The following is an 11108-nucleotide window of genomic DNA, read 5'->3' as shown; positions in this document are numbered from 1 at the left end:
CCACCGCCCCGCCTCGGAGAACGGGACCGACCGCAGGAAGACGTGCGGTCCCGGAGAGCGGTCGGCACCGGAGGCGCCTGCGGGCTCAGAGAGAGGACAGGCCCTCCGGGGCGACCGGCCTGCCGAGGAAAGCCGCGAGGCGATCCAGCGCCGGGGCGTCGTCGGCGACCGGCTCCGGGGACGCGAACGGCATCGACTCGCGCGCCGCGCCCGCCATCGCCTCGCTGCTGAACAGCAGCTCCGCCTCGGCCAGTTGCTCCGGCACGTCCAGCCGCCGACCGATCGCACGCGCCACGTCCCAGCCGTGCACCAACGCCTCCACGGTCCGCACATGGACGATCACGAAGCCCGGTACGGTGCCGATCGGCAGCTCGAAGCTCTGCTCCAGCACACCCGGCTGCCGCAGCGCGGCGAGCAGCTTCACACCGGCGCTGCGGAACGAGGCCACCTCCTCGTCGCCGAGGGCGTCCTCCATCGTCGGATCGAAGGCGCCGAAGGCGAGTCCCGGACCGCCGCAGAGCACCTCTGCGGTGCGCAGATCGCCCAGCACCATGTGGTTGACGACTTCGCGAACGTCCCACTCCCCGCTGGGAGTGGGCGCGTGCCACTGGTCCTCCCGCACCTGCGTGAGCACATCGCCGACAGCCCCCAGGACCGTCGCGAGATCGTCGACTGGTGTTGCGTTCATGGCGCTCCCTCCGGGTCCGGCCGAATACGACCGTCGTAGGGACCGCACCGTACCGGCGCACCGGGTGGCTGCGCCCGGCACCCCGCCGGGTCACCCGCGTTCCGGACCGCGTGGGTCCGGGCCACGCGGGCCGCACACGTTCAGGGCCGCCTACTGCGGGCGGGAGTCGGCGCGACGCTGGTTGCTGGTACCGCACTCCAGGCAGACCTCCCAGGAGAGCCAGCCCGGCCGGCCGGCCATCACCCCTGTGTTCGCCGACCACCAGGGCTCGCTGACCACACAGCACTGGTCCCAGCCGCAGAACGGGCAGTCGCCCTCGACGCCTTCCAGACGTCGCATCACGTTCAACGACTCACCCCGGTTGCGCTGGTAGCCCACCCATCCGCACCGCGCACACTGCCACCACAGCTCGGGCCGCGGCCGAGGCTCGCCGCCGCCCCAGCGCTGACGAGTGCGGACCACCGACAGCGCCGTCAACGACCGTGCGCACGCCGGGCATTCGGGCGTTCCCGTCACCGACTCCCCCTCCTCGACACGCCGTTGACCGCCGCTTCGCTCGGCAAGAACGCCGTGCCCGAACACCACCGGGCACAGCCTCCCCTCAGCACACAACACCGGCGCCCTTGCTTGCCCGGAAGCAAGCGCCGGTGTCAGACCTCACCCGTCGAAGTCGCCGACCTTTACCCCGTTGACGAAGGCAGCCCACGGCAGGGCACGAAAGACCAAGATCGGCCCCTGCGAACACTTCGAGTCGCGAACAGGAACAGAAGAGCCGTCGCCATCAGCCACCTCTACGCACTGAGCGTTGTCCGATCCGCTGTAGGAGGATTTGCGCCACTTGACTTCAGGTATCGCATCGGGGTTCGTCTTCATCTTCGTACCCTTTCAAGTAGTGCTCGATGAGTGCCAACGATTCCGCGGAAGGCAACGACTGGGAGCGCGCCAGATCGAAGCCCTGACTGAGCTCCAGGATCCGCGTGGGCGAGCGCACCGGTTCTCCGTTGGCGAAGCTCTCGACCAGGCCGATCGTCTCGCCCCCTTCAAGTGTCAACAACGTCAAGCCCCCGCCCAGCATGGTGTGAGCACCCTGGCCGAACGGTAAGATCTGCACGGTGACGCACGGCTTCTCAGCCACCTCCAAAACATGGCGCAACTGCCGCGCCATACCGGCCCGTCCACCAATGGGACGGCACAGGGCGGCCTCGTCCATCATTGCCCAGTAGTAGGGCGGGGCACTCCGGTCCAGAACGCGGCGACGCGCCATCCTGGCCTCGACGTGGTGCTCCAACTGCTCCGCAGTGGCGCTGGGCAGACCCATCCTGAACAGGCTCCGCGCGTACTCCTCCACCTGCAACAGTCCCGGCACCAGGCTGCTGGTGAATACCTGGATGCGGCAGGCGTCCGCCTCCCTCTCCACCACGGCGCGGCTGTAGTCGGCGATGAGGTGGGTGCGGCTCATCGCGAGGAGTTCGCCGAACAGCCCGTCCGTACCGAAGCGTTTGTCCAGCGCCTCCGCGAGTGCGTCGGAGGGCAACTGCCTGCCGTTCTCGACCCGGGAGAGATAGCCGTACGGATAGTCGATTTCCTCGGCGAGCGCCCTCACGGTCAGGTCCGCGCGCGTGCGAGCCGTCCGAAGTCGGCGCGCCAGTATGGCCCTTGGCGTGGTTCCGTCATTCTCGTCGATCGGGTTCACTTCCATTTTCTGCGCACCACTCCCCCTGTGCCCGGAACGAGCCGGGCACAGCTCTGACCTTCCCCGGCGACCCCCGCAACGCAATGCTGTAACCGATTCACTACGCAATGCAATAGGTCATCAACTGCGGGAAGGTAAAGAATGATTGCCGCCGGAACAGCCCCCGATGCGACAGAAGCCGCCCACCTTCTGGCGAGCGCACTTGCCGAGGCGCGAATCCACCTGCCCGGACTTCGGCTGGATCCACACGTCTGGGACACACCCGACCGAGGGCCCTGCCGACTTGTCGCCCTCGGCGCGGTGCATCCCTGCGTGGCGGTGGAGTTGGCCACCGTGATCCGCCGGGGCGCCGCTTCGTGAGCGATCCGCCGACCGTCGACGACTGCGGGGAATGCAGGCGGCGCGCACTGGCGGCCCATCGCGCCCGCGCAGTCGGCGACCGTTCGCCGGAGACGGACTGCGACGTCCTGCTCGGGCGCCACACTGCCCGCGTCCACTTGGGAGAAGTCGACTCGTGAACACGCCGGACCCACCCCCCCGCACCGCACGGCGGTGAAGTTTCCTCCGACCCGTCCCGGGCCGCGCAGGCGGAGGCGGAGGCGGAGGCGGACACCGGGTGCGCGGCGCCCGACTCCAGTGATGCCGAGACCGGAGAGCCCGAGCACGGGGAGGACGAACTCGACGTCCGGGTGCGGACGTTGTGCGCGCGTATTCGGGCCCACCTGGCCTCGCTCGGGCCGCCCTGAACCCGCGGTTTCCACCCGGGACGCACCTCTGCCCGGGGCGGCGAGGTTCTCCTTCGCCGTCCCGGGCAGAGAGTTCAACGACTGCGGCGCGCGTTCGACATCAGAACGCGGCGAAATCAGATCGCCCAGTAGTAGCCGCTCGAACCGTAGGAGTACTCGGCGCGGTTGTCCACGTGGGTGAAGGTGCTGTAGCGAATGATTCCGGAGAATCCGGAGGTCTGCGCGTAGGAGATCGTCTGGCTCACCGTACGGCCGCTGACGACGATGTCCGCCGCGATTCCGTACATGTGCTGGCTGTTGGAGGCGCCGCCCACGTTGGAGTTGTGATTGATGCTGCGGAATCCGCTGTTGACGGTGATGGCGCGGTCGCCAGCCTTCTTGCGGATGGCCTCCAGCTTGTACATCATCCGGCGGACGTTCTCCTTGACCGTGGAGGCTCCGACCTTTCCTCCGTTGAACTGCGATCCGTCCTTGGAGTGGAACTCCGAGAAGTTGAAGTTCTTGGTCGAACCGTCGGAAGCCTCAAGGGCGTTGAGAGCGTTGTGCGTGTTCGGTCCGGCGACGCCGTCGGCGGAGAGGCCGTAGGCGCGCTGGAAGCGGGTCACCGCGGCCTTGGTGCCGGGCCCGAACTGGCCGTCGACGGCGACGTGGGTGCGCGAGGCGCTGTCCGCGGCCCATCCGGCGACCCGGATCTGGAGTTCGCGGACGTCCGCACCGCTCGTCCCTTCCTTCAGCGTGCGCGACCAGCTGTACGCCTGCGCCTCGGAGGGGGCGACGATCTGCGGCACGCCGAAGCTCAGCATGGCCGCGAGAAGGATGATGAACGATCTGACGGCCCAGCGGTTCCTGGTTCCGGCAAGCATGGAGAGGTCCCTTCGACGGTGCGTTCTGTGGACGCGCCGACCCGGCCGTGCGGGCGGTACGGATGCGGACGGGCGGCGGTGGCTCTGTCGATACGGATCACCGCGGATGCGTTCCCGCCCCGGCACACCGAGCGTGCGCAGGGGCGATCCGGATGGTCCGGTGGCCACGCCCGAGGGGTTGGCGGACGCGGCCGGTTCTCGGCGCACGCCGGGGCCGACCCGCCGGAACACCTCCCGGTCAGGCCCGCCCCGCCATGAGCACGCCACAAGTGAGCCATGCGCCCGACGCCGTGTAAAGAACCGTTAAAACGGCGCCGCTGGTCTATGCCGCTCACAGCAGGTCTGAGCTGTGACTTTCACCGGCATGGCCGAAAATGTTTCCGCCACCCGTCAACTTTCGTATATGCCACCGCAACACGGACACCTCGGTTTCCACCGGGCTCGAACAGGGCACTCCCGCCTGCCGGTTGGGTACTCGGACCCGCCGGTTCGGCTCGCACACCCGCCGGTTCGGTCGGTCCGCGTGGTCAGACCTGGCCGTAGGTGAGGTGGAGCACGCCGTTGTCGAACCGCTCCTGGTCGAGGAGGGTCAGCGGGACGCGGGGCGCGCCCTCGGGGAAGAGCCTGGCGCCGGTGCCGAGGACGACGGGGTAGACCAGCAGATGCAGCTCGTCCACGAGCCCGTCGGCGAGCAGCGCGCGGACCAGGGTGCCGCTGCCGCTGATGTAGACGCCCGCGCTCCGCGCCTTGAGCGCACGGACGGCCTCGGCGTCGTAGGGGCCGAGCACCGAGGAGTTCTGCCACTCGTCGGCGGCGGTGCGCGTGGAGGAGACGACGTGCTTCGGGGTGTCGTTGAAGAACGGCGCCCCCGGGTCGTCCTCCTCGGTGCGCGTCGACCAGGCAGGGGCGAACATTTCGTACGTGCGCCGGCCCAGCAGGATGGCGTCACTGCCGCCGGTCAGCGCGCCGAGGGCCTGCGCCATGCCGTCGGTGAACCCGTACGCCGCCGTGAAACTCGGGTCCTCGTAGCTGCCGTCGAGGCTGACGAACTCGTGCACCGCGATCCTGCCCATGAGCTGCTCTCCCTGCTGTTGGCGGAGCCCGGCCTCGGCGGCCCCCTCCGGAAGTGACGTCCCGGTGCTTCAGACCTGCCAAGGGAGGAAAACTCATCGCTGCAGAAACGTTGGACCTCGGCGGATCACGTCTGCCGGCCGCGGCCCGCGGACGCGGCCGGTTCTCGGCGCACGCCGGGGCCGACCCGCCGGAACACCTCCCGGTCAGGCCCGCAGGAGAGCCAGGGCGTGGTGGGTCGCGGTGACGAGGTGGGCGAGGGCGTGCGGGGCGAAGAGGACCGTGTAGTGGTTGGTGTCGTCGATGCGGCGCTGCGGCAGCCGGGCGCCGTCGAGGCCGGCCCCGGCGAGGCGGTCGGCGTCGTAGAGCGCCCGGTCGTCGTCGAGCAGCCCGCGTTCGGCCCACAACAGCACGCCGTTCAGCTGCGGTTGGCGGGCGGCGGCGAGGGTTTCGTCGTGGGAGAGGACATCGGCTCCGTCGGCGCGCACCGCGTCGGGGACGCAGCTGCTGCGGAAGGCCCCGTCGTCGGCCACCAGATCGTGGTCGACGTAGGCGGCGATGTCCGGGCTCCAGTGCTCCGCGAGGGCGGGATGGGCGCGGAAGAAGTCCCGGTAGCTGCCGGGATCGGGGAAGGTCATGGAGAGACGGCGGACCGCGGGGCCGAGCACCGCGTCGAGCTGGGCGTCGATGTCCGCGCCGGGCGGCGGCGGGAAGCCCACACCGCCGTCCACGAGTACGACGCGGGGGAAGCGGTCGGGGTGGCGGGCGGCGGCGAGCGCGGCGACGAAGGCGCCCATGGAGTGGCCGACGAGCACGGCCTGCGGCCGGTCGAGATGGTCGAGCAGCGCCAACACGTCGTCCACATGGGCGAAGAGCCCGTACGGTCCCGGCAGCTGCGCGCTGTCGGCGCGTCCGCGCAGATCGGGCGCGAAGAGGTCGCCGACGGGGCCTGCGGTCGGCAGGCCCGCCTCGGGGCCTGCCGACCCGGCACCCGCGAGCGCGTGGGCGAAGGCGTCCCAGGCGCGGCCGTTGGCGGTGATGCCGTGCAGGGCGAGGACCGGAACCTCGCCGCTTTCGGGCAACTGCCAGCGATGACAGGCGAGTTCACCGCCGGCGACCGGGACGTGGATCTCCGTGGGCGTCTGCGTCATCGGTGCTCCTGCTTCCGGCTGTCGGCCCGTGCGGCGGACCGTCGGGCGCGGTGGAGGCGGATCGAGGTGAGTCCGCCGGGTGCCACGTATACCGCGAGGACGAAGAGCGTGCCCAGGATCAGCATGGGCTCGCTGCCGATGCCCCAGCTCGCCAACCGCTGGTCGAGGTAGGTGAAGAGCACCCCGCCGACGACCGGTCCCCAGCGGGTGCCGGCTCCGCCGAGCACCACCATGACCAGCAGCGTCAGCGTGAACTCGGGCGTGCTGGAGTGCGGGGTCGCGCCCGCGGTGACCAGCAGGTGCACGATGCCGCCGAGCAGCGCGAGCGCGGAGGCGAGGACGAACGCGCCGAGCTTGTGGCGGAAGGGGTCGCGGCCCAGCACGGCGATGCGCTGCTCGTTGTCGCGCAGCGCCTGCCAGACCTTGCCGACCGGGCGCGCGGTCGCGCTCCACACGACGGCGGCGACGGCGGTGAGATAGGCCAGCGCCAACCAGTAGACGTTGACGGTGTTGGCGACACCGACGAACGCCTCCGGCACCCCGGCGGTGTGCAGCGGCAGGCCCTCTTCGCCACCGGTGAGACCGCCGGGGTTGCGCTCGATCCAGATGGCGCCCGCCTGCGCGAACGCGAGGGTGACCATGGCGAACCCGATACCGCCGAGCGCCAGCGTACGGAGGGAGATCGCGCCGAGCACCACGGCGGCGAGGGTGCCCAGCACCAGGGTGAGCAGAGCGGCGGGCAGCAGCCCGAGGCCGAGTTCGGTCATGGCGAGCTGGGTGCCGTACGCGCCGCCGGCGATGTAGAGGGAATGCCCGAAGGAAAGCAGCCCCGTACGGCCGAACATCAGGTCGTAGCCGAGTGCCAGACCGGCGAACACCAGGCAGAGTGCGATGAGTTGGAGCGAGCCGGGCGAGTTGAGCCGGCCGTCGAAGAGGACCGGGATCTCCAGGGCCGAGTACGGCAGCAGCGCCAGCACGACCAGGACCAGCACGGGTACCGCGTACGGGCGCCAACGCGGCCCGGAGCGTCCGGAGTCGGGCGGCGGGGGTGCCGCGGTGTCGTCCGGCGCGGGGAGGTGGGTGACGGTCACGGCGTGCCTCCCGTGGGCAGGACGGATTCGACAGGTGCCGCACGGGGAGATTCGAGCCGGCGGCGGATGCGGTCGACAGGGCTGGTGCCGCTGCCGGTCGGACGTGCGAGCACCACCAGCGCCAGCAGCACGACGACGGCGAGGTCCCCGTATCCGCCGAGGTAGTAGTTGGCGTACTGCTGGGTGAGCCCGACCGTGAGCGCGGAGAGCGCGACGCCGGGCATGGAGTGCAGTCCGCCGATGATGACCACGACGAAGGCGAAGATCAGCAGCGAGGTGCCCTGGTGCGGCGAGACGGAACCGAAGTAGAGCCCGCCCAGTACGCCCGCCAGCCCCGCCAGGGCCCCGCCGAGCGCGAACACCAGGGTGAAGGCGCGGGTCACGTCGACACCCAGCGCGGTGACCATGGCGCGGTCCTCCACCCCGGCCCGGACGATCAGCCCGTACCGGGTGCGGGTGAGGAAGAGCTGCACCCCGACCAGCACGAGGACGGCGCCAGCGATCAACACCAGCCGGTTGACCGGGACTTGGGCGCCCGCGAGCGTGACCGTGCCGTCGAGCGCGTCCGGCACCGGGAAACTGCGGGCGTCGGCGCTCCAGGCGCTCTGCACCAGCGCGGGAATCGCCAACGAGAGGCCGACGGTGACGAGGATCTGGTCGCGCGGCCGGCCGTACAGGCGGCGGATCAGCGCGAACTCGACAACCACCGCCAGCAGCAGGCCCGTCGAGGTGCCGACGAGCAGTGCGAGCAACAGCCCCGGCATCCCGCCGACGGAGTCCAGCACCTGCCAGGCGGCGTAGGCGGAGACGGTGAGGAAGGCGCCGTGGGCGAAGTTGAGCACGTCCATCAGCCCGAAGATCAGGGCGAGTCCGGAGGCGATGAGGAAGTAGAGCGCACCGAGTCCGAGACCGGTGAGTGTGAGGAGTACGAGCGTGTCCATCAGTGGGCCCCTCCCAGAACGTCGTCCCCGCGCGGCGCGGAGGCGCGCCCGCTCGGTGCTCTGCTGCCGACGCCGAGGAGCCCGGTGGTCAGCTCGCGGTCGGCGAGCAGCGAGGCCGCGTCGCCGCCGTGGACCACCCGGCCCGCGTCCAGCACGGCTGCGTGGGTGGCCAGGCGGCGTACGACGGCGAGGTTCTGCTCGACGAGCAGCAGCGGGACGCGCGCGGCGGCACGCTCCAGCACCTCGGCGACTTCCGTGACGACCCGCGGGGCGAGGCCCTTGGTCGGCTCGTCGGCGATCACTAGCCGGTTGTCGTTCAGCAGTGTTCGGGCGATGGCGACCATCTGCTGCTGACCGCCGGACAGCGTTCCCGCCAACTGTGCACGGCGGGCGAGGAGTTCGGGGAAGAGGTCGTGTACCAGGTCGTAGTGGTGGGCGCCGCCCGGGCGTTCGGCCAGGGCGAGGTTCTCGGCGACGGTGAGCCGGGTGAAGACTCCGCGGTCCTCGGGCGCGTAGCCGATACCGCGCCGCACGGTGCGGTGGGTGGGCTCGGCGGTGACGTCGGCGCCGTCGAGGGTCACGGCGCCGCCGGTGATCCGGCCGCCGTCGGGCAGCAGCCCGAGTACGGCGCGCACGGTCGTCGTCTTGCCGACGCCGTTGCGGCCGAGCAGCGCGGTGACGCCGCCGGGGGCGGTGTCGAAGGTGACGCCCTGGAGGATGCGGGAGCCGCCGATCTCCACGTGCAGGTCCCGGACGGAGAGCACCGTGGCGGGCGCGGAGCCCATACCCGCACCGGAGTCCGTACGGTCGCGGGGGCCCGTACGGTCGCGGGGGCCCGTGCGGTCGCGGGGGCCCGTACGGTCGCGGGGGCTCACAGCTCCTCCCCCACGTACGCCTCCTGCACGGCGCGGTCGGCCATCACCGCGGCGGGTGTGCCGACGGCGAGCAGCGTGCCGTGGTGCATGACGGCGACGCGGTCCGCGAGGCCGAGAACGATGTCCATGTGGTGCTCGACCATCAGCACGGTGCGGCCTTCCTCCCGGTGCAACGCCCTGATGACGTCGGTGAGTTCGGCGGTCTCCTCGCTGGCGACCCCGGCCATCGGCTCGTCCAGCAGCATCAGCCGCGGCCCGTCGCCGGCCACCGTGGGGGCGAGGAGCATGGCGAGTTCGAGCTTGCGCTTGTCGCCGTGCGAGAGGCCGGCCGCCTCGTCGGCGGCGCGGTGGCCCAGCCGTACGCGTTCCAGCACCCGCGCCGTGTCGGCGGCGGTGACGCGTCGTACCCCGGCGGCGCGCGCGGCGAGTTCGACGTGCTCGGCGACCGTCATCGTCGGGAAGACCGAGGAGGACTGGAAGGTGCGGCCGATGCCCCGGCGGGCGCGGCGGTGCGGCGGCAGCGTGTGCACCGCCGCGCCGTCCAGCTCGACCCGGCCGGCGGTGGGGCGGGTGACACCGGAGATGAGGTTGAACAGGGAGGTCTTCCCCGCCCCGTTCGGGCCGATGAGAGCCAGGAACTCACCCTCGCCCAGGGAGAGTTCGATCTGCTGCACGATGTGCACGGCGCCGACCGACCAGCTCAGCCGGTCGAGTCGGAGCACCGGCGGGGCTGCCGTGGTGTCCGTCATCGCCGCTCAGCCGATCTTCCCGGCGGCCGGAGCGACCCGCTTCGGCTCGAAAACGGTGAGGACGGCCGGCTTGCCGCTGCCGTCGAACTCGGCCTGGAACATGGGCTGGAGCAGCGCGTGGTCCGACGACCGCACGGTGTTCTCTCCCTTGACCCCGGCGAAGCGGAAGCCCTCCAGGGCCTCCACCATCGCGTCGGTGTCCAGGTCCTCACCGCTCTCGCGCACCGCCTGCACGACCATCTGCGCCGCGTTGAACCCGTCCGGCGAGAACAGGTCCTCCTGCCACTTCTTCTTCTCGAAGTAGGCGCGCATCGCCTCGGCCTCGTCGTTCGCGGTCGCGCCGGGGACGTAGTGGGCGAGCAGGGTCAGCTTGTCGCGGGCCTTGCCGAAGACGGGATAGCTGGCCCTGATGTCGAGCCCGGTGACGACCGTCGAGGAGTCCAACACCCCTTGCTGGTCAAGGGTGTTCCACATCGACTGCGCGGTGTCGCCCGCCCAGGCGACGAAGACCATGTCGGGCTTGGCGGACTTCACCCGGGACGCGGTCGGGGTGAGGTCGGTGGCGCTCGGCGAGGCCAGCACGGGGGTGACCCTCGCACCGCCGTCCGCGCCGAGGAGCTGCCGGACGGCGGCGACGTTCGCCTGGCCGAAGGCGTTGTCCTGCGCAAGGACGACCACCTTCTGCTTCGTCGTGCCGCCCTTGCCGCCCTTCCCGCCGGCTTCCGCGTCCAGGATGGCCCTGGCCGTCACCACGTCCTGGTGGGTCTGCCGCCCGCTGCGGAAGGTGTACTTGTTGACGCCGGTCAGCTCGTCGGTCGCGGCGGGGCCGGAGAGGAAGAGCGTCCTGTTCTGCTCGGCGACCGGCGCGATCTGCGTGCCCACACCCGAGACGACCGAGCCGGCGATGATCCGCACGTCCTGGCCGATGCGCTTCTTCGCCAGACTGACGCCCTTGGCCGGATCGCCCCCGTCGTCGTCCTTCAGCACGGTGATCCTCCGGCCGTCGACCTCGCCGGTCCCGCCGGTGGCGTGGTCGAGTCCGGCCTCGAAGCCCTGGAGGTACTGCTTGCCGTAGCTGGCGAGCGGGCCGCTGGTGGAGGTGACCAGCGCGACCTTCACCTCCTCGGAGTCCGCCGCGGCGCTGTCGCCGGGGCTCGCACAGGACACGGCCAGCGCCGACGCCAACACGGCTGCTGCGACGGTGGGTACGAGGGTTCTGCGCATGGCGGGCCGCTCCTCA

General features: G+C 70.9%; 12 protein-coding genes. All 12 read right to left on the bottom strand.

Annotation, left to right across the window (positions count from 1 at the left end; translation table 11 throughout):
* Positions 1-85 precede the first annotated feature (85 nt).
* The 12 genes from JGS22_RS10585 to JGS22_RS10530 all read right to left on the bottom strand — a co-directional run bounded on the left by JGS22_RS10585 (position 86) and on the right by JGS22_RS10530 (position 11092).
* Complete coding sequence (locus JGS22_RS10585; RefSeq protein ID WP_211043006.1) at positions 86-688, bottom strand: TIGR03086 family metal-binding protein; 603 nt, start codon at positions 686-688, stop codon at positions 86-88.
* Between the two features lie 150 nt (positions 689-838).
* Positions 839-1027, bottom strand: coding sequence for a hypothetical protein (locus JGS22_RS26235; protein ID WP_236073111.1), 189 nt, complete (start codon positions 1025-1027; stop codon positions 839-841).
* 318 nt (positions 1028-1345) lie between these two features.
* A complete protein-coding gene (locus tag JGS22_RS10575) occupies positions 1346-1561 on the bottom strand; it encodes a DUF397 domain-containing protein (protein WP_211043002.1) in 216 nt (71 codons plus the stop codon).
* Positions 1533-2387 (bottom strand): helix-turn-helix domain-containing protein, encoded by an 855-nt coding sequence (locus JGS22_RS10570; RefSeq protein ID WP_211043000.1) that lies wholly within the window; start codon positions 2385-2387, stop codon positions 1533-1535. Before JGS22_RS10570 ends, JGS22_RS10575 begins: the two co-directional genes overlap by 29 nt.
* An 856-nt stretch (positions 2388-3243) precedes the next feature.
* Positions 3244-3990 (bottom strand): D-Ala-D-Ala carboxypeptidase family metallohydrolase, encoded by a 747-nt coding sequence (locus tag JGS22_RS10565; RefSeq protein WP_211042998.1) that lies wholly within the window; start codon positions 3988-3990, stop codon positions 3244-3246.
* A 527-nt stretch (positions 3991-4517) separates the two neighbouring features.
* Positions 4518-5063 (bottom strand): dihydrofolate reductase family protein, encoded by a 546-nt coding sequence (locus JGS22_RS10560; RefSeq protein ID WP_211042988.1) that lies wholly within the window; start codon positions 5061-5063, stop codon positions 4518-4520.
* 204 nt (positions 5064-5267) lie between these two features.
* On the bottom strand, positions 5268-6212 hold the full coding sequence (locus JGS22_RS10555; RefSeq protein ID WP_211043452.1) for an alpha/beta fold hydrolase: 945 nt from the start codon (positions 6210-6212) through the stop codon (positions 5268-5270).
* On the bottom strand, positions 6209-7303 hold the full coding sequence (locus JGS22_RS10550) for a branched-chain amino acid ABC transporter permease (protein ID WP_211043450.1): 1095 nt from the start codon (positions 7301-7303) through the stop codon (positions 6209-6211). Before JGS22_RS10550 ends, JGS22_RS10555 begins: the two co-directional genes overlap by 4 nt.
* Positions 7300-8244 carry a branched-chain amino acid ABC transporter permease gene (locus JGS22_RS10545; protein ID WP_211043448.1) on the bottom strand — a complete coding sequence of 315 codons (945 nt, stop codon included), beginning with the start codon at positions 8242-8244 and terminating at the stop codon, positions 7300-7302. Before JGS22_RS10545 ends, JGS22_RS10550 begins: the two co-directional genes overlap by 4 nt.
* Positions 8244-9029: an ABC transporter ATP-binding protein gene (locus tag JGS22_RS10540; protein WP_211043458.1), complete on the bottom strand. Its 786-nt coding sequence runs from the start codon at positions 9027-9029 to the stop codon at positions 8244-8246. The genes JGS22_RS10545 and JGS22_RS10540 overlap by 1 nt, the downstream gene beginning before the upstream one ends.
* Before the next feature lie 86 nt (positions 9030-9115).
* Positions 9116-9868, bottom strand: a complete 753-nt coding sequence (locus JGS22_RS10535; protein ID WP_211043439.1) for an ABC transporter ATP-binding protein — start codon at positions 9866-9868, stop codon at positions 9116-9118.
* 6 nt (positions 9869-9874) lie between these two features.
* Positions 9875-11092, bottom strand: coding sequence for a substrate-binding domain-containing protein (locus JGS22_RS10530; protein ID WP_211043437.1), 1218 nt, complete (start codon positions 11090-11092; stop codon positions 9875-9877).
* Between the last annotated feature and the right edge of the window lie 16 nt (positions 11093-11108).

It is taken from the genome of Streptomyces tardus, from assembly GCF_018101125.2.
Taxonomy (GTDB): Bacteria; Actinomycetota; Actinomycetes; order Streptomycetales; family Streptomycetaceae; genus Streptomyces; species Streptomyces tardus.
Note: the sequence above shows the minus strand (reverse complement) of the source record. Positions and strands in the feature narration are given on the sequence as shown.